Here is a 23,538-nt window from a genome sequence, read left to right on the forward strand (position 1 = left end):
ATCCGGTGGCCGGCGGGGTGCGTCAAACGCGATCCGGGAAGCGGTCGAGCAGGGCGCGGACCTCGGCGGCGTCGCTGTTGGAGCCGAACAGATCGGTGCCCGGCTCCATCCGGACCCCCTCGGCCAGCGCGCCGGCCACGACCGGGTCGAAGCCGAGCCGGTCGACGACAGCGGCGACCTCGGCCAGGTCGGCCGGATCGTCACCGGCGATGGCGTTGGCCTTGCGCCCCGGCGCACCGGCCGGTCGGGCCTCCTCCTCGAGCACGTGATAGCCCATGTGGTTGAACGCCTTGACGACACGAGCCCCGGGCAGGGAGTCACGAACCAGCGAGCTGGTGTCCGACCGCAGGTCGTCACGGATCCCGTCGACCTCCCACCAGTAGTTCATGGCATCGATGACAAGCTTGCCGCGCAACGCCTCCGCCGGAATCGTCCGGTACTTGCCGAGCGGCAGCGCCAGCACGACGACATCGGCCTGCTCGACGGCCTCGGCGGCGGTGACGGCCGTCGCGCCGGGAGCGAGCACCGTGACGATGAGCCGGATCTTCGCCGGATCACCGGACCCGGCGATGAGCACGCGATATCCGGCCGCGACCGCGAGCCGCGCCAGCACGGTGCCGAGTTTCCCCGCGCCGAGAATGCCGATGGTCGTCATGGCCGAACCCTCCCGAAGTAGTTGACGTGTCACGCAACTGTGCGAGGTCTCGGATCATTCCCCACCCGCCCCGGTGGCACGCCGCGGGAGACGGGCCACCGGGGAGACGGTCAGCGTGCGAGCCAGCCCCCGTCCACCGGGAGAACCGTGCCGTGGATGTAGCGGGCCGCGTCGGAGGCCAGGAAGACGACCGCGCCCTTGAGGTCGTCCGGGGTTCCCCAGCGGCCGGCCGGGATGCGGTCGGTGATGGCCGGGGCCCGGGTGGGGTCGGCGCGGAGTTCGGCGGTGTTGTCGGTCTCCATGTATCCGGGGGCGATGGCGTTGACGTTGACCCCGAGTCCCGCCCACTCGTTGGCGAGCGCCCTGGTCAGGCCGAGGATGGCGTGCTTGCTGGCGGTGTAGGCCGGCACCCGGATGCCGCCCTGGAAGGAGAGCATCGACGCGATGTTGATGATCTTCCCGTGGCCCTGGGCGATCATCCGGCGGCCGGCGGCCTGGCTGAGCCGGAAGGCGGCGTCGAGGTTGACGGTGAGGACGTCGTTCCAGTCGCCGGCGGTGACCTCGGCGGCCGGGGCGCGGCGGATGATCCCGGCGTTGTTGACCAGGATGTCGATCTGATCGAGTTCGGACACGTATGCGTGGAGGTCGGCGGTGGCGAGGTCCAGTTCCCGGCTGCCGGCGGCGATCACCGAGGCGCCGGCCTCGGCCAGGGCGTCGGCGCACGCCCGGCCGAGACCACGGTTGCCGCCGGTGACCAGGGCCACCCGCCCGTCGAGGCGGAAGCTGTCCAGGATCACCGGAACCCCCACGGACGCGCGAGGCCGCCACGATCGGAACGGCCCGCAGAACGAGCGACGCGGACCGGTGGAAGGCGGGAAGGAGCAACGGCCGGCGGACCGGGCCGTACGGAGTGCACCGGGATCACGGTCAGAGGCCCAGGTCGCGCAGGGTGGGCACGGTCCTGCCGACCCAGCTGAGCGTGGTGTCCTCGTGGGCGCCCTGCGTACGCTGCGTCCCGGCCAGGAACCACAGGTAGTAGGTGGTGTACCCGGGAGCGCTGACCACCGTGTGGTACCCCTCGGGCATCATGTGGACGCCGTGATCGCGGACGGTGAAGTTCTCCTCGTAGCCCTCGTCGGTGTAGAGGCGGCAGATCCCGAAGCCGCCCTCGGGCGCGACGCGGAAGTAGTACATCTCCTCGTGGGCGGCCTCGGCGGGCAGATTGTCGTTGGAGTGCCGGTGCGGCGGGTAGGTGCTCCAGTTCCCGGACGGTGTGTACGTCTCGCCCACGATGAGCCGCCGGGCGGGCAGCGACGGCTGGGCGATCTCGGTCAGGATCTGGTGGTAGTTGCGGCCGAAGTTGGCGCCGCCCCAGCGCCCGGACGCCACCTCGGACGGCTCGATGACGTACGGCTCGGTGACCAGGTCGCTGGGCGCGCTGGGCAGGGCGATCTCGACGGCGCCGACCGCTTCGATCGTGATGTCGGATCCGGCGGGGATGTAGACCGAGTGCGGCTTGCCGCTGAACACGTCCGCCCGTCCGCCGACCGCCGCGAACTTCGACCCTCCGACGGTGAAGTTCGCGGCGCCGCCGAGGATGACGGCGAGGATCTCCCGGTCGCCGGAGGTTCCGGTCCAGGTCTCGCCGGGCGACAGGGTCAGCAGTTGCAGGTCGAGCAGCGAGCAGGGGTTGAACGGCAGCGTGTTGAGTCCGGGCGCGGCCGGGATGTAGCAGTGGTACTTGTAGTCCATCAGTGGTGCTCCTTACCAGGGGTGGGTCCAGCCGGGCCGGGTGACGCGGGCGAGGGCTTCCAGGTAGAAGTAGTCCCCCCACAGGGTGCCCTCGTCGACGCCGACGGCTTTGGGTTTGTCGTAGACGCCGTGCAGCAGCAGCGCGTTCGAGTCGGGCCGGTCGAGTGTGGAGTAGCCGTCGATGAGCGAGCGCAGGATCCGCCCGGCCGACGCCCGATAGTGGTCGGCCAGCGTCGACGGCACGAGCGCCGCGAGTTCGAGCAGCCCGTTGACGGCGATGGCGGCGGCCGAGCTGTCGCGTTCCTCGCCGGAGGCGTCCGAGGTGAAGATCAGGTCCCAGTACGCCACCCCGTCCGGCGGCAGGTGGGCGAGGAAGTAGTCGGCGCACCGGATCGCGGCGCGCAGCAGTGTCGGATCGCCGGTGTACTGGTGGTTGAGGGTGAACCCGTAGATGCCCCACGCCTGGCCGCGCGCCCAGCAGGACTCGTCGGCGCTGCCCTGCTCGGTCTCCCCGCGCAGCGGCTCACCGGTGACCGGATCCCAGTAGAACGTGTGGTATGTCGTGTCGTCCGGCCGCAGGATGTGATCACGCAGCTGGGCGGTGTGCCGCCGGGCCGCCGCCGCGTAGCGGGGGTCGCCGCTGGTACGGCTGGCCCAGAAGAGCAGCGGCGTGTTCATCAGGCTGTCCACGATGGTGCGGCCCTGCTGCCGGGGGTCGGCGAGGTCACCCCAGGCCTGGATGATCCCGGCGGACGGCAGCACCCGCCGCATCAGGTGGTCGGCGGCGGACAGCGCGGCCCGCTTGGCCTCCGGGTCCCGGGTCCGCCGCCACGCGGTCACGCAGGACAGCGTGTAGAGGAAACCCAGGTCGTGGGTGTCCAGGTCGATGCCCTGATCGACGCGGTCGACGAACGACCGGACGTGCGCGGACGCCGCCGTCCGGTAGTTCTCGTCGCCGGTCAGGTCGTAGGCGAGCCACAGCATCCCGGGCCAGAAACTGGTGGTCCAGCCGATGTTCGCGGGCCGCGGCCGATAACGGTCGTCGACGGTGGTGTCGTCGGGGTAGCGCTCACCGAACTCGGCGATGTTGGCGTCGAGGGTGCGCAGGGCGGCGGTCACCGCGGTTCCGGTCTGGTCGGCGATCGCCGTCATGTCGTCCTTCCGGTAGTGGTCAGGGTGAAGCGGCTGTTCGCCCACACGATGTGGAGCAGCGGGCTGGCCGCCACCCCGATCGCGATCGCCGGCCGGGCCGCCAGCAGCACCTCGAAGAGCACCAGCACGACCAGCGAGAACAGGCTCAGGTACCAGCGGCGCAGCCCCAGGTAGGCGCCGGCGCGGGCGAGGTCGCGCAGCCGCGCGTCCGGGCGTTCGGCCAGCGCTGCCAGCGTCAGCACGGTGGTGATCACGATCAGCGTCATGACGACGGCGATCACCGGCAGCAGCACGGCGCCGGCGGTGCGCCCGGCGAGCCAGACCGCGTCGACACCGAGGACGAGCAGCGCGACGGTGGCGAGGGTGCCGGTGGTCAGCGCGCGGCGCGCCGAGACGCGCCAGGCGTTCCAGAAGACCTTCAGGACACCGTCGTCGTACGACCGGAGCACCGCGAAGACCGCAACGAGCGCCGGCCCGCCCAGTGGCGCGAACAGCACGAGCAGTGGCCACGTCCGTCCCGGGTCGGTGGTGAGCACGACCAGGACGAGCGGCGCGCAGGCGAGGGCGAGCAGCAGGTTCGTCAGCAGCGCGACGTACACCGCCTCGAAGATCCGGCCGGCGTTCATCCCTTGAGCCCCGTGGTCGCGATGCCCTCGACGAAGTAGCGCTGGCCGAGCAGGAAGACCACCACGATCGGCAGCACCGACAGCACCGATCCGGTCATGATGAGCGCGTACTCGGCGTTGTACTGGCTGATGAACGACTTGAGGCCGATCTGGATCGTCCACAGGTCAGGGCTGCGCAGGTAGATCAGCGGACCCATGTAGTCGTTCCACGTGGTGACCGCGGTGATCAGGGTGAGGCTGGCCAGGGCCGGCACCGACAGCGGCAGCATGATCCGGCGGTAGATGCCGTACTCGCTCATCCCGTCGATGCGGGCCGCGTCGAGCAGCTCGTCCGGCACTGTCTCGTAGAACTGTTTCATCATGAACACGCCGAGCGCGCCGAACGCCTGCAACGCCACGATCGACCAGAGCGAGTCGGTGAGCTGCAGCTTCGTCATCATCACGAACTGCGGGACCATGTAGGACTGCCACGGCACGGCCAGGGTGCCGATGTAGGCGAGGAACAGCACGTCGCGTCCCGGGAAGTGCACCTTGGCGAAGCCGTACGCCGCGAAGCTGCCGGTGGCGACCTGGAGCAGGGTGACGACGGCCGACAGGAAGACGGTGTTGCCGAGCCAGGCGCCCATGTTCGACTTCGACCAGATGTCGGCGTAGTTGCTCCACACCGGGTCGGTGGTGATCCACCGGACCGGGATGGTGAAGACCTCGTTGTTGGTCTTCAGCGACGACAGCACCATCCAGTAGAACGGCAGCAGCACGACGACTCCGGCGGCGCCGAGTGCGGCGTACCCCAGAATGCGCCAAGGCCGGGAAGAACGGCGGGTGACCGAGGGGACCTCCGCCGGGGTGGCGGTCTCCGGAACCAGGACGGTGGTCATCACGAGCTCCTGCGCTTGTTGACGACGAACTGGACGACCGTCACCACGAGGCAGATCGCGAAGAGCACGATCGAGACCGCCGACGCGTACCCGAACTGGTTCTCCTCGAAGCCCTTGCGGAAGATGTACTGGGCGAGCACCAGCGTCGACTGCCCCGGACCGCCGTTGGTCATCACCAGGATCAGGTCGAAGACCTTGAAGCTGCCGATGGTGAGCAGGACGGTGATGAAGAAGGTGGTGGGCCGCAGGCCGGGGAGGGTGACCGCCCGGAACCGCTGCCATGCCGACGCCCCGTCGACCCGGGCCGCCTCGTAGAGCTGGCCCGGGATGGTCTGCAGGCCGGCCAGGAAGAGCAGCATGTAGTAGCCCATGTCACGCCACGTCCCGACCAGGATGACGGCCGGCATGGACCAGTCGGCCGAGGTGGTCCAGCCGGGCGGGTTGTCCACACCGACCCAGCGCAGCAGCTCGTTGACCGGGCCGTAACCCGGGCTGAACAGCATGTTCCAGATCTGGGCGACGGCGACGATCGAGGTGATGTACGGGAAGAACGCGACCGTACGGAAGAACGCCACCCCCCGCAGTTTGCGGTTGAGCAGCAGCGCCAGCCCGAGCGAGACGCCGAGGGTGAGCGGGATGTGGAAGGCCGCGTAGTAGAGGGTGTTGCGCAGCGCCGTCCAGAAGGTGGTGTCCCGGGCCATCTGCCGGAAGTTGTCCAGGCCGGTCCAGGTGGCGCCGCCGAACACGTTCCACTCGGTGAACGCGTAGTAGAAGAGCAGCCCCACCGGGATCAGAGTGAGGATCAGGAAGCCGATGAAGTTCGGCAGCAGGAAGCTCAGCCCGACCGCGGTGTTGCGCCACCGCCGGCGTCGTACGGGCATCGTCGTCATGAGTTCTCCTCGAGGTGCCCGCGGGCCCGGCCACACCGGACCGGGCCCGCGGAGACTCACTTGCTCAGGACCTCGTTCTTGGCCCGGTCCTGTGCCTTGGTGATGGCCGCGTCGATCGGCGAGGTCCCGGACAGCACCTCGGTGTGCAGGTCCTTGAGGATGTTCTGCAGCGGCGCGGTGTACTTGGAGACCGGGTTCTCCGGCTTGGTGTCGTGGGTGGCGAAGGTGAACTTCGACAGGTCGTCGCCGGGCGCGCCCTTGAGCGAGAAGATCGTGTCGGCGACCGAGCTGTTGTCGGCCGGGGTGACACCGATGCCGGCGAGCGCCTTGGCGGCGTCCGCGCCGGCCGCGTAGGCCAGGAACTCCTTGGCCGCGGCGATCTTCTTCGCACTGATCTTCGGGTTGATGCCGAGACCGGTCGGGTCGGCGAACGTCACCGGGGTGGCCGACGTGCCGGTGGTGGCCTTGGTCAGCTGGGGGGCCGGCGCGATGCCCCACTCGAAGGTGTCGGCGTCGCCCTTGGCCTGCTGGTTGAGCAGCGTCGCGATGTACCAGGTGCCCATCACCATCATGGCCGCCGACTGCTTGCCGAACTGTGCCTGGTAGGTGAGGCTGTTGGTGGTCGCGTCGCCGAGGCTGACCTGCGCGCCGGCGGCCTGCAGGTCGAGGCTGGTCTGGTAATACGGCTTGAGGAAGCTGTAGTCGCCGCTCTCCAGGCTCGCCCCGGCGGTCTGGGCCAGCGCGAAACCCTGGTCGGTGGACTGCCAGGTGTGCTGGTACGCCCCGAGCGCCTTGTCGCCGGCCGCCTTCAGTTTGGTGGTCAGCTCCTTGGCGGCCGTCGCGTACTCCGCCCAGGTCCAGCTGCCGTCCGGGTGCTTGACGCCGGCCTTGTCGAAGAGCGCCTTGTTGTAATACAGCACCCACGAGTCGGCCCGGTACGGGATGGCCCACGTCTTGCCGTCGACCTGGTAGGCGCTGACCCCGCCGACCTCGGGCCCGAGTTTGGCGGCCACGTCGGACACGTCGACCAGCTGCTTGCCGTCCTGGTAGGTGAAGAAGTTCTTCAGGTTCTTCTGCACGTAGACGTCCGGGGCCTTGCCGGCGGCCAGGTCGGCGATCATCTGGGTGTCGTAGTTGGCGGCGTCGTATTCCTTCAGCTCGACCGTGATGTCCGGGTGCGAGCTCTTGAAACCGTCGGCGAGGGTCTTGAACTCCGGCGTGGTCGCCAGGCTCCACCCGGCCAGGGTGAGCGTGACCGGGCCGGACTCCTCGGCGTCGCCGCCGCTGCTGCAGCCGGTGAGACCGAGCAGGAGCGCCGTGACAGCGGCGAGGGAGCGCTTCATCTCTACTCCTCTATGTCAGAACGAGTCGTCGGTATTGATGCTGGTGTGTGTGAGAACGGCGTCGGGCCAGACGACCCGGACGCGCCCCTGACGGATCTCGGCGCGGCACGTCGTTTCCGCCGGGTCGGTGGACAGCTCGACGAGCACGGCGATCCAGCTCTCCGGGACCCCGAATTCGAGCCACGGCACCCGGACCGGGCCGCCGAGCGGTGACGCGTCGTCGTGTTCGGTCTCGCCGGCCGCCCCGTCGCCGATGATCGGCGTGAGACGCGAGACGAGCCCCCTGGTCGCGGGCCAGCCGCCGATCCGCAGGCGGAAGGCGTCCGGCGAGACCTGCGCGACCCGGACGAGCCGGACCTCCCAGGGCCCGTGGACCAGCGAGAACGTGGTGATCCGCCCGGCCGGGCGGAGTTTTCCGGTGCGGCCGGAGCCGTGGTCGCGGCCCGGCGGGTCCGGTTCCAGCCAATGTGCTTCGGTGACGGACCCGGCACAACCCAGAGACCCCTCGACGCGTACGGCCAGAGTGCGCATGCCGGTGCGGTGCGAGTGCCGCCCGGCCCGGTCCACGAGGACCACCGACTGGTCCTCCGGGTCGGTCCAGCCGCTCTCGTCCAGCACCGGCGCGGTGGCCGTCGAGTAGCCGATCCGGGCGTAGAGCGGCGAGTCGCCGCCGGGCACGCCCTCGTCGCCGTGATCGGTGCCGTGGTTGATGACGCGGACGATGCCGTCGGCGCGGGTGCCGGCGATCAGCCAGCCCGGCGCGCGGACGGCGCGGAGCACGTCACCGGTCTCCACCGGCAGCGGCTCGGCCGGCGCCGCCCACACCGGATGATCCTCCGGGAGGGCCACGCCGAGCAGTCCCTTGCTCGCCCAGTAGGGCGACCCGGGACCGGAGTAGGACTGGGCGAGCCGGGGCCACGGTCCGTGCCAGCCGAGCGTGAGGATGTCGCCGTGCGGCGCGAAGTGCCCGACGATCTTCCCGGCGGCGTGCCGCAGCCGGCCGGGCGCGTGCGAGGGGACGTCGGCGAGGATGCCGGCCCAGAACGGGGCGGCCGCGGCGAACCGGTAGATCAGGCTGCGGCCCTGCAGCAGCGGGGAGCCGTCGCCGCCGGTCAGGGCGAGCGCGTCGGTGAGGAAGCGGTCCAGCAGGTCCCGGTCGACGGGCCGCAGGCCGGGGGCGCCGGTCATCCGCGACCACAGCACCGGGTAGAGGTGCAGGGCCCAGCCGGTGTAGTGGTCGTAGGCGCGGGACGAGCCGTCGGACAGCCAACCGTCGGCGCGGCGGAACGTGTCGTGGGTGGCCAGGTCCTCCGCCATCTCGGTCTCGGAGTACGGGCCGCCGACCGAGCGCAGGAACGTCTGCACGACCAGGCGGAACCACACCCAGTTGATCCGCGGGTAGGTGTCGTCGCCGACGGCCGGGGCCAGGTAGTCGACGATCCGCTCCTGGACGGCCGGGTCCAGCCGGTCCCAGATCCAGTCGCGGGTCATGTCGAGGATCAGCGCGATCGACGCCGCCTCCACCTTGGCCTGGGCGTGTTCGGTCAGCCGTACCCATCGATCGGGGTTTGCCGGGTCGGTGCCCGCCGCGAGGCCGGCGGCGTATCGCTCGACCAGGTGATCGAGGCCCTTGCCGCGCTCGCCGGCCAGGCGGAAGCCGGCCAGCAGGAAGGTGCGCGCGAAGCCCTCCAGGCCGTCGACCGCACGGCCGTAACCGCCCTCGGCGCCGGGCAGCGTGATCAGCGCGTGTGACGGCGAGGTGTGCCGGGACGCGGCGGCGAGCAGACGGTCGGCGAACCCGGTCCAGTCGGCGCGGGATTCGAGGGCAGGGTTCGACGGTGGCACGTCACGCTCCGGAGTCGATCGGGCGGGTACCTGTGATCGGTTTCCGGGAAGTAAAACGCTCACAATCGACCATGTCAATGAGTTCTTCGCTCACAGCCCGCCAAATGTGATCGCGGAACGCCGTGAGCTGGCCGTTTAGGACGACTAACAGCCACCCGATCGGACGCTTGAGCACGGTCCGAACGTCACGGGACGGTTAAAGTGATCTGATACGATCGCGATCGATCACGGGGAGGTGACCATGTTCGTGCCGCCGGCGACCGACCGCACGGTGTGGAGATCGGCCGACGAGCCGACCCTCCGCGAGCTGTCCGAGCGCGCCCGCGCCACCCTCGGCGCCCCCTGGCCCACTCCCCTGGCCCGCGACTTCGCCCGCTACTTCCGCGACGGCGACCGGGACACCTACGAGCAGGCGATCTGGGTCCGGCACCAGCGGCTGGCCCGGGCCGTCGTGCTGGCCGCCGCCACCGGCGACCCGGTCTGGCTCGACGAGGCCGCCGACGGCGTGACCCTGTTCTGCGAGCAGAGCACCTGGTGCTGGCCGGCCCACGACGACACGTTCGCCCGGCACGGCTCGGTGCTGCCGACCGTCACCGACCCCTACGTCGATCTGGGCGCCGGTGAGGTCGCCGCCGATCTCGCGTGGACCGATCACGTGCTCGGCGCGCAGCTCGACGAGCGTTACCCGGGGTTACGCGCCCGCATCCGGCACGAGGTCGACCGGCGGGTGTTCACCCCGTTCATCGAGCGGCGCGACTGGACCTGGCTCGGCCTCGACGGCCACGTGCACAACTGGAACCCGTGGATCCACAGCAACATCCTGATCGCCACCAGGCTGCTGGCCCCGTCCTCCGCCGACCGGCTCACCGAGCTGGTGACCGAGGGCCTCTCGCGGTACGCCGCGGCGGTGCCCCCCGACGGGGCCATCGACGAGGGGTACCACTACTGGTGGCACGGCGCGCTGCCGTACCTGGAGACCCTGGAACGCCTCGGCCGTGACCTCGACCCGGCGCTGATCGACTTCCCGCACCGCGTCCACCTGGGCGGACCGTGGTATCTCAACCACGCCGACGGGCCGGCCCGCCCGTCGCCGCACCAGCCGTGGCACGTGCTGCACCGGCTGGCCGGTGTGGCCGGCGCCCGCGACGCCCGCGCCCATGCGGCCACCCACCGGCGGCCCGGCGAGGCGGTCGCCCACGAGAGCCACGGGCTCGGCTACCTGCTGCAGGCCGTCCTCGACCAGGAGTGGATCGCCGCCGTCCCGGGCCCGTCCCCGCTGCCGCGTGACGTCTGGTTCCCGTCGACCCAGGTGCTGCTGGCCCGGCCCGCCGCGGGCAGCGCCGCCGGCCTGACCCTGGCGATCAAGGGCGGCCACAACGGGGAGAACCACAATCACAACGACGTCGGCAGTTTCATCGTGGCCCGCGACGGGGTGCCGGTGCTGATCGACCCGGGGCGGCCCACCTATACCGCGCAGACCTTCGGGCCCCGGCGGTACGAGATCTGGACCATGCGATCGACCTGGCACAACACCCCGTCGATCCGGGGTACGGAACAGGCCGCCGGCGCCTCGTTCACGGCCCGTGACGTGGTCGTGGACCTCGACGCCGGCTCGTTCACCGCCGACCTGGCCGGTGCCTACCCCCGCGACGACGTCCGCCACTGGACCCGGACCGCCCGGCTCGACCGTGACACCGGCACGATCACCATCCGGGACGCGTGGGAGCTGCTGCCCGGCACCGGGCGGACCGTCGTCCATCTGATCGCGGCCGGCGAGGTCACCCTCACCGGCGGCGGCGCCGACATCGACGGCGTCAGCGTGACCTGGGGCGACCGGCCCTGCGAGGTCACCAGCCGCCGGCTCGACGACCCGCAGCTCACCGAGGTGTGGGGCGACCGGCTGACCCGCCTCGACATCGACGTCACCACCCTGGGGCCGGTCGGCTCCCTCGAACTGATCGTGAAGGAGAGACGGTGAGCAACACCGACAAGCGGGGGCCGTTGCAGGTGGCCCGCCGGGCGCGGCTGCTGGAGCAGTTGCAGCGCGACGGCGTGCTGCGGGTCTCCGACCTCACCGACGCGCTCGGCGCCTCCACGGTCACGATCCGCCGCGACATCGCCCAGCTCGCCTCGGAGGGCCTGGTCCGCCGGGTGCACGGCGGTGTCGCGCTGCCCACCGGCGAGGAGCAGCGCGACACCGAGGACGTGTTCAGCGGCAGCATCGGCATGCTCGTGCCGTCGCTCGACTACTACTACCCGCACGTGGCCCGCGGCGCCGAGGAGGCCGCCCGCGAGCTCGACCTGCGCATCGTGCTGCGTGGCTCGTCCTACGAGACCGAGGACGACCGGCCGCAGCTCAACCGGCTCGTCGACCAGGGCGTCGACGCGCTGATCGTGGCCCCGCGGATGGACGCGCCGACCGCCCAGCAGACCATCGAGTGGCTGGCCGGGCTCGGTATCCCGGTCGTCCTGCTGGAACGCACCGCCACCGCCGGCCCGCACCACGCGCACCTGGAGTCGGTCGTCTCCGACCACGCGCAGGGCGCCGGCATGGCCGTGCGTCACCTCGCCGGGCTGGGGCACCGCAAGGTCGGCGTGGTGCTGGCCGCCCTCAGCCCGACCAGCCCGCACATCCACCGCGGCTGGCACGAGGCGGTCACCGAGCTGGGCCTCGACGCGACCGGCACCGTGGACGAGCAGGTGCCGGACGCCCGTACGCCGGACAGCAAGAACGCCCTCGACAAGACCCTGGACAAGACTCTCGACCGGGTCCTGGAGACCGGCACCACGGCCCTGCTGGTGCACGCCGACGCCGAGGCGATCGCCCTGGTGCAGCGCTGCGAGGAACGTCAGCTGTCGGTCCCCGGCGACCTGTCGGTGATCGCCTACGACGACGAGGTGGCGGGACTGTTCAGCCCGGCGCTCACCGCGGTCCGGCCGCCCCGCGGCTCGATCGGCCGCGCCGCCGTCCGCCTGGCCGCCGACCGTCTCGCCGACCCGCAGCGTCCCACCCACCGCATCGTGATAAGCCCGTCGCTGCGCATCCGCGACTCGGCGGCGCCACCGCTCTCCCCAGCGGACACACGCTGACCGCAATCGTTGTCAGGCTGCGTGTATGGTCCTCACCCCACCGGGCGGCGCAGCCCTCAACCCGTTCGTCGTCGTCGACGACGCCGCGGGTCTCGTCACGTTCGTGTCCGAGGTTCTCGGCGTACCCGAGACGGCCGAAGCCCGTACCCCGATGCCGGACGGCACCCTGATCCATGCCGAGCTGCGGGTCGGCACGGTGAACCTGATGATCGCCGACCGGCGGGACGGGTGGCCGTCGCGCCCCGGCCTGCTGCAGGTGTGGGTGTCCGACATCGCCGAGGTCCTCGGCCGGGCCGCCGGGCGCGGAGCGGTGACCGTGACCGAGCCGACCCCGTTCTACGGCGAGACCACCCTGGCCCGCATGCTCGACCCCTGGCAGAACCTGTGGTGGCTGTATTCTCCCGCGCCCGGCCAGGCCGACCCGGAGCCGGCCTGGGAGGGCGGCTCCGATCCGGTCTTCGCCACCCTCGACCGGACGCTGCGATCGCTGGGCTCACGCCCGGACGCGACGGGACAGTGACGACTGGCGGACCACCAGCTCCGGGGCGACCAGGACGCCCTGGGCCGGGCGGCGGTCGCCGTCTAGCAGGCGGGAGACCATCAGCTCGACGGCCAGGCGGCCGACGTGGTTCTTCGGCGGGCGGATCGCGGTGAGCGCCGGCTCGGCCAGGTGGGCCACCTCGTCGTCGTAGGAGACGATCGCCAGGTCGTCGGGGACGCGAAGGCCCTGGTCGGCGGCATTCTGGGCGACGACGATGGCCTGCGGGTCACTGTGCACGATCACCGCTGACAGGCCCTTCACCGGCACGTTCACCGCGTCGCCGGGCAGGCCCAGGTCGGCGCAGGCCCGGCGCCAGCCCTGCAGCAGGTACGTCGAGGTGGGGCTGCCGCCGGAGAGCAGCAGGCCGATCCGGCGGTGGCCCTGCTCGTACAGGTGGTGGACGGCGATCTCCAGGCCCAGCGCGTGATCGCTGCGCACCCACTCGATCTGCCTCGGGGCGCTCGTCCAGCGGTGCGGCTGGCGCTCGACGAGGATCGCCGGGACCGGCAGGCGGCTGATCCAGTCGAGGGTGGTGGCCGCGTCGCCGCCGTCCAGGCTGGGCGCGAGCAGCAGGCCCTGCACCTGGCCGGCCTCGACGAGCCGGCCGATCTGCCGCCGGTCCTCCTCCGGGTCGTAGCTGGAGCCGCGCAACTGGACGTTGACGCCGAGGGCGGCGCCGGCGGCCCGGGCGCCCGCGACGATCGGCGGCCAGTAGAAGTCGAGCGACGGGACGACCATGCCGATCGTGAACGCGGTCCGGCGGACCGGCGCGGGTTGCGGCCGGGACGGCAGCGTGGCGCCGCCGTGCACCCGGTGGCACAGGTTGCGGGCGGCCAGGGCGGCGATGTCCCGGCGGATGGTCAGCTCGCTCACGCCGAGGTCGCGGGCCAGGTCGCTGACCCGGACCGCGCCGCAGCGCCGCAACTCGGTGAGCAGCCGCTCGTGCCTCTGCACCTGGAACAGGGCTGTTCGATTGGTTGCGTTTGCGACCGAGCGGGATCGCACCATGGCATCACCGTTTCCGACCGTTTACGAAGACGTTACGTACATTCTTACGCATCGATCGGGGCTTCCGGATGAGACTTCTCGCCGCCGTCGCGGCCTTCCTGCTGATCGTGGTGCTGCCGGCACCGGCGCAGGCCGCACCGGTCACGATCACCAACGGGGTGCAGTTCACCGACACGTCCGGCGCCGGGGTGCACGCCCACGGCGGCGGGATGCTCAAGGTCGGCTCCTACTGGTACTGGTTCGGCGAGAACCGCAACGCCGACGACACGTTCAAGGCGGTCTCCGTCTACCGGTCGGCCGACCTGCGCACGTGGGAGTTCCGCAACAACGTGCTCACCTCGTCGTCGGCGTCCGAGCTGGGCAGCGCCAAGATCGAGCGGCCGAAGGTGATCTGGAACGCGTCGACCGGGCGCTATGTCATGTGGATGCACAAGGAGAACGGCTCGGACTACGGCGAGGCTCGCGCGGCGGTGGCGTCGTCGGCCACGATCGACGGCACGTACACGTACCACGGCAGTTTCCGGCCGCTCGGCAGCTACATGTCCCGGGACATCACGCTCTACGAGGACGGCGGCGCCGCGTACATGATCTCCGCAGCCGACGAGAACCGGGACCTGATGATCTACCGGCTCACCGCCGACTACCTGCAGGTCTCCACGGTCGTCGGGAACTTCTGGGACAACGCGACCCGGGAGGCGCCGGCCATGTTCAAACGCAACGGCGTCTACTTCCTGATCACGTCGGGCACCTCCGGCTGGAACCCCAACCAGGCGAAGTACGCCACCGCGAGCAGCATCAGCGGCCCCTGGTCGGGCTGGACCGACGTGGGTGACTCGACCACCTTCGGCTCGCAGCCCGCCTACGTCCTGCCGATCACCGGCACGTCCGGCACGAGCTTCCTCTACCTGGGCGACCGCTGGGCCGGCGCCTGGTCCGGCCCGGTCAACGACTCCCGTTACGTCTGGCTGCCGATCAGCTTCCCCAGCGCCACGTCGATGTCGCTGACCTGGTACCCGACGATCACCGTCGACGCCGCCGCCGGCACGGTCACCGGCAACGCGGCCACCTACCACCGGATCACCAACCGCAACAGCGGCAAGGTGATGGACGTGGTCAGCGCGTCGCAGGCCAACAACGCCGAGGTCAAGCAGTACACCTGGAACAGCGGCGGCAACCAGAGATTCGAGCTCCGTGACGCCGGCGGCGGCTATTTCCAGATCGTCGCCCAGCACAGCGGCAAATGCCTCGACGTGGCCTCCTCGTCGACCGCCGACGGCGGCAACGTCATCCAGTACACCTGCGGAACCGGCACCAACCAGCAATGGCAGTGGGTCGCAGTCGGCGGCTATTTCCAGCTCAGGGCCCGGCACAGCGGCAAATGCCTCGACGTCGTCTCGTCCAACACCGCCGACGGCGCCGACATCCAGCAGTACACCTGCGGTTCCGGCACCAACCAGCAATGGTCGAAAACGGTTTCCTAGGGCCGGGTCGCGATCACTACGATGGCGGGATGTACGAACTCCAGCGGCTCCGGGACGACCACGCGACGGCGCTGCTGGAGTTCGAGACGGCGAACCGGGAGTTCTTCGCGCGGACGATCCCGGATCGTGGTGACGACTACTTCGCGCACTTCAGCGAACGGCACGCGGCGCTGCTCACCGAGCAGGACACCGGGACCTGCCACTTCCACGTCCTGGTCGACCGGGCCGGCGCCGTCGTGGGCCGGTTCAACCTGGTCGGCGTCGCGGACGGCAGCGCCGAGCTGGGCTACCGGGTCGCCGAGCGGGCCACCGGCCGCGGGCTGGCCAAGCTCGGGGTCCGCGGGGTGATCGCCCGGGCCCGCGACGACTACGGCCTGACCCGGCTGACCGCGGGCGCCGGCCGGGACAACGCGGCCTCCCTGGCGGTGCTGCGCGCCACCGGTTTCGTCGCCGTCGGCCCGTCGGCGCGGGGCGGCATCCAGCATGTCCGCGATCTCACGGGGGACGACGATGCAGAGGATCAACGAGCGGCTGATCAGCTGGGCCAGCATTCTTGAGGACGAGACACGACGGCAGGCCGAGAAGGCGTCGCAGCTGCCGTTCATCCATCCGCACATCGCCCTCATGCCCGACGCCCACCTGGGCAAGGGCGCCACGGTCGGCTCGGTCATCCCGACCCGCGGCGCGATCATCCCGGCCGCTGTCGGCGTCGACATCGGGTGCGGGATGGCCGCCGTCCGTACCCAATATCATCGCGACGACCTGCGCGGCGGCCTGACCGGGCTGCGCACCGCGATCGAGCAGGCGGTGCCCCTCTCCGCGGGCGCCTACAACACCCGCCTCACCGACTCGGCCCGGCAGCGGGTCGAGCGGCTCACCGCCGAGGCGGAGACCGCCGGGTTCGACCCCGGGCAGTATGCGAAGAACTGGGCCCTGCAACTCGGGACGCTCGGCAGCGGCAACCACTTCATCGAGGTCTGCCACGACGAGAAGGGCGCCGTCTGGCTGTTCCTGCACTCCGGCTCCCGCGGCGTCGGCAACAAGATCGCGAGCCATCACATCCGGGTGGCGCAGACCCTGATCGCCGGGCGGGGCGTCACCCTGCCCGACCGGGACCTCGCCTACCTGGAGGAGGGCACCGCCGAGTTCGACGCCTACCTGCGTGAGCTGCGGTGGGCGCAGGACTTCGCGCTGGCCAACCGGGACGAGATGATGGACCGGGTGGCCGGCTGCTTCGCCGCGTTCCTCGGCGGGCCGGTCGAGCAGCGCGAACGCGTCCAGTGCCACCACAACTACACCGAGCGGGAGACCCACTACGGCGAGACGGTGTGGTTGTCCCGCAAGGGCGCGATCAACGCGGCGAAAGGCGTGGCCGGCCTCATCCCCGGCTCGATGGGCGACGCGTCGTACGTGGTGGTCGGCAAGGGCAACCCGGCCGCGCTCCACTCGTCGCCGCACGGGGCGGGCCGCGCGTACTCGCGTACCCGGGCTCGCAAGACCTTCACCCGCGACCAGTTGCGGACCGCCATGAAAGGCATCGAGTTCCGCGACACCGACGCGTTCCTCGACGAGATCCCGCAGGCGTACAAGCCGATCGACGTGGTCATGCGCGACGCCGACGATCTGGTCGAGATCCGCCACACGTTGCGCCAGCTGGTCAACGTGAAGGGCGACTGACCGTGTGAGATCTGCCCCGAACCCCTTGGGACCACGCCCGAACAGCCGAAAGGACCTGTGGAACGGCTGACCGGCGAAGACGGAGGGGATCATCGGATGGAGGAGCGGTACCGGGGCGTACACACCCGCCGCGCGCTGCACCGACGCCGGACGTCTCGCCGTACCCGCCTGGCCGTCGCCGCGCTCGCGCTGGCCGGCACGCTCGGCGCCACGGTCGCCCAGACCGGCCTTCTGCAGCGGCCCGCCACCCCGGTGACCGCGCCCGCCGGATACACCGCGCCCGCCGGCCCGGTCGTCAACGAGCCGGTCGGCGAGGCCCTCTACGACGCCGTCGGCTACCGGCAGGCCCTGGAGAGCCAGATCGGCCACCAGCTGTCCGACACCGGTTTCGCCGAGATCGAAGAGGTCGCCGAACAGGTCTGCGGCTGGGACCGCGAGGAGTTCGCCGGCTGGGTCGCCGTCAACACCGACGACGGCACCCTCGCCGACGTCCACGTGGACGTCGAATACCGCTGCCCGCAACGCGAGGCCGAGATCGCCGAGGCGCTGCGGGTCATCACCCAGGCCCGCAAATCCTGCCGGATGCCGAAAACCGACGACCCCGAGATCCGCGAGATGATCACCGGGAAACCGGCCCAGGCCGCATTGACATGCGTCTACCTGACAAAGCCGATCACTTCCGGTTGATTCCCTTTTCGCAGGGGTACGCGTACGGCGCTCGGGGGTCGCGCAGAAGGCATCGACGCCGATACCGTGACCAGCGGTTCATTGACGGCGTCGATGGGATGGGCGTCCACGTCACGACAGCTGCATGAAGCGGTGGATCTACGGTTCGGCCGGTCCCGGCCCCGCGGACTCAGCCGGCGGAGGGCGTTCGCCGCGCCGGCGGTACGTTCGGCGGTGTGGAGGAGTCGCTGCAGGGTGGGTTCGTGGCCGGGGCGGTACGGGTGGGTGCGACGGTGCGCAAGACGCCACCACGGGACCCGGAGTTCGTACACGCGTTGCTGAGGCTTTTCGAAGGGGCCGGCTGGAGTGGCGCCCCACGGTATCTGGGCTGCGACGACAGCGGCCGTGACGTGCTCGAGTTCCTGGACGGGACGGTGCCGTGGGGCACGGCTCCGGCGTTCGTGCGCGGTGACGAGAGCCTGGCCGCGGCCGGGCGGCTGGTGCGGGAGTTCCACGATCTGACGGCCGGGACCGCGCTGGCCGCCGATCAGGAGGTGGTCTGCCACCACGATCTGTCACCGAAGAACACCGTCTATCGGGGTGCGGCGCCGGTCGCGTTCATCGACTGGGACGACGCGTCGCCGGGCCGGCGGGTGCAGGACGTCGCGCATCTGTGCTGGCAGTTCGCCGGGCTGGGCCCCGGCGCTCCCGACGCGGTGGAGGCCGGGCGGCAGGTCCGGGTGATCGCCGGCGCCTACGGCCTGTCCGCGCCGGATCGGGCCGTGCTGGTCGACACGATCCTGTGGTGGCAGGACGCGACCTGGCGGGGCATCCTCGCCGCCGCCGAGGAGGGCGACCCGGCGATGATCGCGCTGCGGGACGCGGGCACCGTCGAGCAGGTCCGGGCCGCACACGGCTGGACGGCACGGCACCGGGCGGCGCTGGAGCCCGGCTGACCGAAAGTGGTCACACCGGCGGCCGGGTGGGCCGACCATGGACGGATGGCAGAGACACACGTACCGGAGCCGCCCCGGAAGATCCACGGGGACAAGCTGGCCGAGGCGTTCCGCGACCAGCAGCACGAGGTGAGCCGGATGCCCCGGCACCCGGCTCACCTCGCCCCGGAGGATGACGGGATCAGATGTCGTACTCCCGCAGGAAAGTCAGCAGATCGTCACTGAGCTGCTGTTTGTGGGTGTCGGTGATGCCGTGCGGGGCGCCCGGGTAGACGAGCAGCCGCGCGTCCTTGACCAGCTCCGCCGACGACTTCCCGCCCACCTCGAACGGCACCACCTGGTCGTCGTCGCCGTGGATCACCAGCGTCGGCACGTCGAAGGCGGCCAGGTCGCCGCGGAAGTCGGTGGCCGAGAACGCGGCGATGCTCTCGTAGGCGTTGCGGTGCCCGGCGGCCATCGACTGCAGCCAGAACGCCCGCCGGATGCCCTCGGACACGTCCGCGCCGGGGCGGTTGTTGCCGAAGAACGGGCCGTCGGCGAGGTCGCGGTACAGCTGCGAGCGGTCGGCGGCCGACCCGGCCCGGAGCCCGTCGAATACCTCGACCGGCACGCCGCCCGGATTGTCGTCGCGCCGGACCATCAGCGGCGGGACCGCCGAGACCAGGACGGCCTGCGCGACCCGGGCGGTGCCGTGCCGCCCGATGTAGCGGGTGATCTCCCCACCGCCGGTGGAGAAGCCGACGAGGGTGACCTCCCGGAGATCGAGGAACTCCAGAAGAGCAGCGAGATCGTCGGCGTACGTGTCCATCTCGTTGCCGTGCCAGGTCTGGCCCGACCGGCCGTGCCCGCGACGGTCGTGGGCGATCACCCGGTAGCCGTTGTTCGCGAGGAACAGCTGCTGCGCCTCCCAGCTGTCGGAGTTCAGCGGCCAGCCGTGACTGAGCACGACCGGCCGTCCGGCGCCCCAGTCCTTGTAGAAGATGTCCGTACCGTCGGCGGTGGTCACGAAGCTCATCGGGCGGCCCTCACGATCAGGTCGGCAACAGCCTCGGGCTGGGAGATCAGGGCGACGTGCGAGGAGCGGACCTCGACGGTACGGGCTCCGGCGCGCTCGGCCATGAACCGCTGCACGGCCGCCGGGATCAGCCGGTCGTCCCGGGCGATCAGGAAGTACGACGGGATCGTCCGCCACGCCGGCGCCCCGGACGCGGTCTGCAGGGTGCTGGTGTCGCCGGGCCGCTGGGTGGCCCACAGCACGTCGGCCTCGGCCGGGGACAGGTCACCGGCGAACACCCGGTGGAAGACCTCGCGCTTGACGTAGCCGTCGATGCCACCGTCCAGGTGGGGGCGGAAGTCGAGGGCGTCCAGGGTGAGTTCGGTGCCGGGGAAGTGGTTCTGCAGATGGGCGAGGTCCTCACCGGCGTCCGGCGCGAACGCGGCCACGTAGACCAGCGCCTTGACGTCCGGGTTGCCGGTGGCGGCGTTGGTGATGACGAAACCGCCGTACGAGTGCCCGACCAGGACGATCGGGCCGGCGACGGTGGCCAGCACACTGGCCAGGTAGGCGCTGTCGGAGACGACGCCGCGCAGCGGGTTCGCCGGGGCGAGGACCGGATAGCCGGCGCGGATCAGCCGTCTGACGACACCGGACCAGCCGGCGGCGTCGGCGAAGGCGCCGTGCACGAGAACGATGGTGGGCTTGACCTTCTGACCGCCCGCGGCGGCCGGGGTACCGGAGGCGGCGACGGCCACGGCAGCCGCGGTGCCGGCCAGAACGGTACGGCGGGAAACGGAACTCATGCCCTTGAGCCAACCGTCCGGGGTCGCCGGGGACCATGCGGAACGACCGGCAGAACCTCAGAGCGCAGCCAGCCGCTCCACCGCCATCTGCCGCATCGGCCCGTGGTGCAGGAGGGCGACGGCGTGACCGAGGTCGGCGCGGGCCGGGTCGACGGCGCCGAGCCCGGCGTGGGCGAGACCGGCCACCAGGTGGACCTGGCCGATCTTGCCGGGTTCGCCGAACTCCAGCGCGAACGCCATGGCCGCCTCGCCCTCCTCCAGGGCCTCCCGGTACCGGCCCAGCCCGATCAGCGCCCGGGCGGTGTGAATCCCGCCAGTCATCCGCGCGGCGAGGGCGGACCGCGGGTTGACCGGCCGGTTCTCGATCTCGTACGGGGTGCGCCGCAGCCGTTCCAGCGCCTCCTCGTGCCGGCCGAGCTCGCCGAGCGCCATCCCGATCCCGAGGTTGAGCTGCAGGTAGCTGTCGTGATCACCGGCCGTCTCGGCGAGGGGCTCAGCCTGCCGGTACGCCGCGAGCGCCCGCTCGTGGTCGCCGGCCAGCAGCCGGGCGTCGCCCTCGTACTGCAGCGCCCAGCTCTGCTCGCCCAGGTCGCCGAGGTCCACGGCGAGGCGGTACGCCGTCCGGGCCGCCGCGGCGCCCTCGTCGTAGCGGTGCGCGCAGCGGGCAGCCGCCCACGCGAAGTGGTTGAGCTGCACGATCCGCTGCCGCGGGTCGGGCAGGCGGGCGGCGGCGTCGCGGGACAGCCGGTACACCTCGTACCACCCGGGCCACGCGACCATCGTGTCGGCGAACCAGTGCAGCGCCTCGGCCACGTCCACGATCAGCTGGTCGTCGCCGCAGTCGCGCATCGCGCCGAGCCAGTTGCCGCTCTCGGCCTGCAGCCAGGCGGCGGCCTCGTCGGCGTCCGTGACGTCGTCGCCGGCCCCGAACGACCGGCCGGCCGTGATCGCGGTCCCCAGCAGCCACCGGATCATCCGCTGCCGGGTGGCGGCGCGTGCCCCGGCCGGCTCCTCGACGCGCAGGCGCTCGGCGGCGAACAGGCGGATCAGGTCGTGGAAGCGGTAGCGGTCGGCGCCCTCGGCCTGCAGCAGCCCCAGCTCGACCAGCTCGTCGAGCCGGTCCCCGGCGTCGTGCGGGTCGGCGCCGGTGAGGACGGCGACGAGTCCGGCGGCGAAGTCCAGGCCGGGCACGTGGGTGAGCCGCCGGAACAGGGCCCGGCCCTCGCCGGAGAGCTGGGCGTGCGACAGGGCGAAGGCGGCCGCCACGCCGGTGTCGCCGGTGCTGAGCACGGCGAGGCGGCGGTCGGCGTCGGCGAGCCGGTCCAGGAGGTTGCCGACGGTCCAGGTGGTACGGGTGGCGAGCCGCGTGCCGGCGATGCGCAGAGCCAGTGGCAGATGCCCGCACAGCCGGGCCACCTCGTCGACCTGTCCGGCCGCGGCCGGGTCCTCGGCCTGGCCGGCGATCGCGCGCAGCAGGCCGGCCGACTCGTCCGGGGTGAACGGGTCGAGCCCGATGCGCAGCACACCCTCCAGGCCGCCGAGCATGCGGCGGCTGGTGATCAGGACGGTGCTGCCGCCGGGGCCGGGCAGCAGCGGGCGCAGCTGGGCCTCGTCGGCGGCGTTGTCGAGGATCAGCAGGCAGCGGCGGTCGCCGAGCTCGGCGCGGATCTGGCTGCAGCGCTCGTCGGGGTCGTCGGCGATCCGGCGGGGGCCGACGTCGAGCGCGCGCAGCAGCTGGCGGGCCGCCTCGCCGGGTTCGAGCGGTTCCGGGTCGACGCCGCGAAGATCCAGATACAGCCGCTGCTCGTAGCCGTCGGTCAGCCGGGCCGCGACGTGCACCGCCAGCGCCGTCTTGCCGACGCCCGGCTGCCCGTGCACCACGATCACCTTGTCGGCCCGCCGGGTGATCCGCCCGATCTCCACGTCGCGGCCGATGAAGTCGTCGACGGCCCGCGGCGGCTCGCACAGGCGCGGACGCACCGTCCTCATCCGCTGCGCCCGCGCCGAACCGGCGAGCAGATCGTGCTCCTCGCCGGTCAGTCCGAGAGCGGAGGCGAGAGCCGCGAGGGTACGGGGTTGTGGCGCCCGGCTGTGCCCGCGCTCCATGTCGCTGATCGCCCGGACACTCACCCCGGACGCCTCGGCCAGCTGCTCCATGGTCAGCCCGGCCCCACGCCGCAACGATCGCAGCCGTCCCCCGAACCCCGTCACACGTCCAATTTAGATCCCGCCCGGACCCGCGCGTCCTCCGCCGGATAGTCGAACCAGCCCCCGGGATCGTCCGGCCGGTTCCGCAGCAGCCAGCCGACCTCCCCGGTGACCGTCGACGCGAAGTCGCCGACCGGCCGGTACCCGAGTCGTTCGGCGGCGGTCGTGTCCAGCACGATCGGCGGGATCCGGTGCCACGGATGCCATCCCGTCTCGTCGTCGTCGGCCACCGTGATCTCGTCCCAGGTGTGGCCGGCCAGACCGGCGATCACCCGGGAGATGGCGCGGCCGTCCGGGGCGTCCGGGTCGGCGGCGTTCAGGATCCGCCGGCCAGGGTTGTCGGCGACGCACGCGACCAGGGCGGCGATGTTCACCGCGGCGGACGTGTGGTCGGCGCCCCGGCCGCCTCCGGCGAGCAGCACGTACGGCCGGCGGTCGAGGGCACGTTTGAGGAACCACCAGGTGCGCGCCGGGTCCGCGCCGGGGCCGTGCACCTTCGACGCTCGCAGCACGGTCACCGGGGCGCCGCTGTCCAGGAGCAGCTGCTCGGCGGCGACCTTGTTCGGGCCGTACCCCTCGGGCGAGTCGTAATCCATGTCGCCGGGCGGCAGGGTCGGCTGCTCCTCGGTGACCGGGCCGTCGAAACGGGGCGGCTCCGGCGAGTTGACGTGGTTGCCACGGGCGTCCACGTAGACCGCCTTGCTGGAGATCATCACCGCGGAGCCGGCGTCACGCATCAGCGGGAGCACCCGGCGGGCGTGCTCGGCGGTGTAGCAGGCGCAGTCGACCACCAGGTCGTACGCGCCGGAGGGAAGATGGTCGTGGTCGGCCAGGAGCAGGGTCGCGCCCGGCGGGACCGGACGAGGCCGGCGGCCGGTCGCGGTGACCCGCCAGCCCGCCTCGATCAGGTGACGGGCGACGGCGCCGCCGATCAGGCCGGTGCCGCCGATTACCAGAGCGTGTCGCATGG

General features: G+C 71.4%; 22 protein-coding genes. 8 read left to right on the forward strand and 14 right to left on the reverse strand.

Features of this window, described 5'->3' with window-relative positions; genetic code table 11:
• Positions 1 to 22: 22 nt before the first annotated feature.
• The 9 genes from BM290_RS42130 to BM290_RS42170 all read right to left on the reverse strand — a co-directional run bounded on the left by BM290_RS42130 (position 23) and on the right by BM290_RS42170 (position 9,141).
• The gene (locus BM290_RS42130) at positions 23 to 655 is read right to left on the reverse strand and encodes an NADPH-dependent F420 reductase (RefSeq protein ID WP_093621602.1); all 633 of its coding nucleotides are present in this window, start codon (positions 653 to 655) and stop codon (positions 23 to 25) included.
• Positions 656 to 765: 110 nt separating this feature from the next.
• Positions 766 to 1,452: an SDR family oxidoreductase gene (locus BM290_RS42135; protein ID WP_093621657.1), complete on the reverse strand. Its 687-nt coding sequence runs from the start codon at positions 1,450 to 1,452 to the stop codon at positions 766 to 768.
• A gap of 130 nt (positions 1,453 to 1,582) precedes the next feature.
• Entirely contained in the window at positions 1,583 to 2,407 is an 825-nt protein-coding gene (gene iolB / locus BM290_RS42140; protein ID WP_093621603.1) for a 5-deoxy-glucuronate isomerase, read from the reverse strand.
• A gap of 12 nt (positions 2,408 to 2,419) precedes the next feature.
• The gene (locus tag BM290_RS42145; protein WP_093621604.1) at positions 2,420 to 3,559 is read right to left on the reverse strand and encodes a glycoside hydrolase family 88 protein; all 1,140 of its coding nucleotides are present in this window, start codon (positions 3,557 to 3,559) and stop codon (positions 2,420 to 2,422) included.
• Positions 3,556 to 4,185, reverse strand: a complete 630-nt coding sequence (locus BM290_RS42150) for a YesL family protein (protein ID WP_093621605.1) — start codon at positions 4,183 to 4,185, stop codon at positions 3,556 to 3,558. The genes BM290_RS42145 and BM290_RS42150 overlap by 4 nt, the downstream gene beginning before the upstream one ends.
• On the reverse strand, positions 4,182 to 5,063 hold the full coding sequence (locus tag BM290_RS42155; protein WP_093621606.1) for a carbohydrate ABC transporter permease: 882 nt from the start codon (positions 5,061 to 5,063) through the stop codon (positions 4,182 to 4,184). The genes BM290_RS42150 and BM290_RS42155 overlap by 4 nt, the downstream gene beginning before the upstream one ends.
• Positions 5,063 to 5,953, reverse strand: coding sequence for a carbohydrate ABC transporter permease (locus tag BM290_RS42160; RefSeq protein ID WP_093621607.1), 891 nt, complete (start codon positions 5,951 to 5,953; stop codon positions 5,063 to 5,065). The genes BM290_RS42155 and BM290_RS42160 overlap by 1 nt, the downstream gene beginning before the upstream one ends.
• Positions 5,954 to 6,009: 56 nt before the next feature.
• The gene (locus BM290_RS42165; protein ID WP_093621608.1) at positions 6,010 to 7,296 is read right to left on the reverse strand and encodes an ABC transporter substrate-binding protein; all 1,287 of its coding nucleotides are present in this window, start codon (positions 7,294 to 7,296) and stop codon (positions 6,010 to 6,012) included.
• Between the two features lie 15 nt (positions 7,297 to 7,311).
• Positions 7,312 to 9,141, reverse strand: coding sequence for a DUF2264 domain-containing protein (locus BM290_RS42170; RefSeq protein ID WP_093621609.1), 1,830 nt, complete (start codon positions 9,139 to 9,141; stop codon positions 7,312 to 7,314).
• 241 nt (positions 9,142 to 9,382) lie between these two features.
• Here BM290_RS42170 and BM290_RS42175 point away from each other — a divergent pair, with 241 nt between their 5' ends.
• From BM290_RS42175 to BM290_RS42185, 3 genes are read left to right on the forward strand one after another with little or no spacing between them, the layout of a single operon-like run.
• A complete protein-coding gene (locus BM290_RS42175) occupies positions 9,383 to 11,119 on the forward strand; it encodes a heparinase II/III domain-containing protein (protein WP_143134137.1) in 1,737 nt (578 codons plus the stop codon).
• On the forward strand, positions 11,116 to 12,231 hold the full coding sequence (locus BM290_RS42180; RefSeq protein WP_093621611.1) for a substrate-binding domain-containing protein: 1,116 nt from the start codon (positions 11,116 to 11,118) through the stop codon (positions 12,229 to 12,231). The genes BM290_RS42175 and BM290_RS42180 overlap by 4 nt, the downstream gene beginning before the upstream one ends.
• 25 nt (positions 12,232 to 12,256) lie before the next feature.
• Entirely contained in the window at positions 12,257 to 12,751 is a 495-nt protein-coding gene (locus BM290_RS42185) for a VOC family protein (RefSeq protein WP_093621612.1), read from the forward strand.
• On the opposite strand, the gene BM290_RS42190 is transcribed toward BM290_RS42185, so the two are convergent.
• Positions 12,725 to 13,726 (reverse strand): substrate-binding domain-containing protein, encoded by a 1,002-nt coding sequence (locus BM290_RS42190; protein ID WP_239144030.1) that lies wholly within the window; start codon positions 13,724 to 13,726, stop codon positions 12,725 to 12,727. The genes BM290_RS42185 and BM290_RS42190 overlap by 27 nt on opposite strands.
• A gap of 122 nt (positions 13,727 to 13,848) precedes the next feature.
• Here BM290_RS42190 and BM290_RS42195 point away from each other — a divergent pair, with 122 nt between their 5' ends.
• The 5 genes from BM290_RS42195 to BM290_RS42215 all read left to right on the forward strand — a co-directional run bounded on the left by BM290_RS42195 (position 13,849) and on the right by BM290_RS42215 (position 18,560).
• A complete protein-coding gene (locus BM290_RS42195; RefSeq protein WP_093621614.1) occupies positions 13,849 to 15,261 on the forward strand; it encodes an RICIN domain-containing protein in 1,413 nt (470 codons plus the stop codon).
• Positions 15,262 to 15,290: 29 nt separating this feature from the next.
• Positions 15,291 to 15,818, forward strand: a complete 528-nt coding sequence (locus BM290_RS42200) for a GNAT family N-acetyltransferase (RefSeq protein ID WP_093621615.1) — start codon at positions 15,291 to 15,293, stop codon at positions 15,816 to 15,818.
• Positions 15,772 to 16,938: an RtcB family protein gene (locus tag BM290_RS42205; RefSeq protein WP_093621616.1), complete on the forward strand. Its 1,167-nt coding sequence runs from the start codon at positions 15,772 to 15,774 to the stop codon at positions 16,936 to 16,938. The genes BM290_RS42200 and BM290_RS42205 overlap by 47 nt, the downstream gene beginning before the upstream one ends.
• A 96-nt stretch (positions 16,939 to 17,034) precedes the next feature.
• Positions 17,035 to 17,625: a hypothetical protein gene (locus BM290_RS42210; RefSeq protein WP_093621617.1), complete on the forward strand. Its 591-nt coding sequence runs from the start codon at positions 17,035 to 17,037 to the stop codon at positions 17,623 to 17,625.
• Positions 17,626 to 17,840: 215 nt separating this feature from the next.
• On the forward strand, positions 17,841 to 18,560 hold the full coding sequence (locus BM290_RS42215; protein WP_093621618.1) for a phosphotransferase: 720 nt from the start codon (positions 17,841 to 17,843) through the stop codon (positions 18,558 to 18,560).
• Positions 18,561 to 18,741: 181 nt separating this feature from the next.
• Here the strand turns inward: BM290_RS42215 and BM290_RS42220 are convergent, their stop codons facing one another.
• From BM290_RS42220 to BM290_RS42235, 4 genes are read right to left on the reverse strand one after another with little or no spacing between them, the layout of a single operon-like run.
• A complete protein-coding gene (locus BM290_RS42220) occupies positions 18,742 to 19,575 on the reverse strand; it encodes an alpha/beta fold hydrolase (protein WP_093621619.1) in 834 nt (277 codons plus the stop codon).
• Positions 19,572 to 20,360 (reverse strand): alpha/beta fold hydrolase, encoded by a 789-nt coding sequence (locus BM290_RS42225; protein WP_093621620.1) that lies wholly within the window; start codon positions 20,358 to 20,360, stop codon positions 19,572 to 19,574. The genes BM290_RS42220 and BM290_RS42225 overlap by 4 nt, the downstream gene beginning before the upstream one ends.
• Positions 20,361 to 20,417: 57 nt before the next feature.
• Positions 20,418 to 22,571, reverse strand: coding sequence for an ATP-binding protein (locus tag BM290_RS42230; RefSeq protein ID WP_093621621.1), 2,154 nt, complete (start codon positions 22,569 to 22,571; stop codon positions 20,418 to 20,420).
• The gene (locus BM290_RS42235) at positions 22,568 to 23,536 is read right to left on the reverse strand and encodes an NAD-dependent epimerase/dehydratase family protein (protein ID WP_143134138.1); all 969 of its coding nucleotides are present in this window, start codon (positions 23,534 to 23,536) and stop codon (positions 22,568 to 22,570) included. Before BM290_RS42235 ends, BM290_RS42230 begins: the two co-directional genes overlap by 4 nt.
• Positions 23,537 to 23,538: the final 2 nt, after the last annotated feature.

The organism is Actinoplanes philippinensis (assembly GCF_900113015.1).
GTDB lineage: Bacteria > Actinomycetota > Actinomycetes > Mycobacteriales > Micromonosporaceae > Actinoplanes > Actinoplanes philippinensis.

Coding starts and splice junctions, on each gene's coding strand:
- BM290_RS42130 (WP_093621602.1), bottom strand. CDS start 655: ATGACGACCATCGGCATTCTCGGCGCGGGGAAACTCGGCACCGTGCTG.
- iolB (WP_093621603.1), bottom strand. CDS start 2,407: ATGGACTACAAGTACCACTGCTACATCCCGGCCGCGCCCGGACTCAAC.
- BM290_RS42145 (WP_093621604.1), bottom strand. CDS start 3,559: ATGACGGCGATCGCCGACCAGACCGGAACCGCGGTGACCGCCGCCCTG.
- BM290_RS42150 (WP_093621605.1), bottom strand. CDS start 4,185: ATGAACGCCGGCCGGATCTTCGAGGCGGTGTACGTCGCGCTGCTGACG.
- BM290_RS42155 (WP_093621606.1), bottom strand. CDS start 5,063: ATGACCACCGTCCTGGTTCCGGAGACCGCCACCCCGGCGGAGGTCCCC.
- BM290_RS42160 (WP_093621607.1), bottom strand. CDS start 5,953: ATGACGACGATGCCCGTACGACGCCGGCGGTGGCGCAACACCGCGGTC.
- BM290_RS42165 (WP_093621608.1), bottom strand. CDS start 7,296: ATGAAGCGCTCCCTCGCCGCTGTCACGGCGCTCCTGCTCGGTCTCACC.
- BM290_RS42175 (WP_143134137.1), top strand. CDS start 9,383: ATGTTCGTGCCGCCGGCGACCGACCGCACGGTGTGGAGATCGGCCGAC.
- BM290_RS42185 (WP_093621612.1), top strand. CDS start 12,257: ATGGTCCTCACCCCACCGGGCGGCGCAGCCCTCAACCCGTTCGTCGTC.
- BM290_RS42195 (WP_093621614.1), top strand. CDS start 13,849: ATGAGACTTCTCGCCGCCGTCGCGGCCTTCCTGCTGATCGTGGTGCTG.
- BM290_RS42200 (WP_093621615.1), top strand. CDS start 15,291: ATGTACGAACTCCAGCGGCTCCGGGACGACCACGCGACGGCGCTGCTG.
- BM290_RS42205 (WP_093621616.1), top strand. CDS start 15,772: ATGCAGAGGATCAACGAGCGGCTGATCAGCTGGGCCAGCATTCTTGAG.
- BM290_RS42210 (WP_093621617.1), top strand. CDS start 17,035: ATGGAGGAGCGGTACCGGGGCGTACACACCCGCCGCGCGCTGCACCGA.
- BM290_RS42220 (WP_093621619.1), bottom strand. CDS start 19,575: ATGAGCTTCGTGACCACCGCCGACGGTACGGACATCTTCTACAAGGAC.
- BM290_RS42225 (WP_093621620.1), bottom strand. CDS start 20,360: ATGAGTTCCGTTTCCCGCCGTACCGTTCTGGCCGGCACCGCGGCTGCC.
- BM290_RS42235 (WP_143134138.1), bottom strand. CDS start 23,536: ATGCGACACGCTCTGGTAATCGGCGGCACCGGCCTGATCGGCGGCGCC.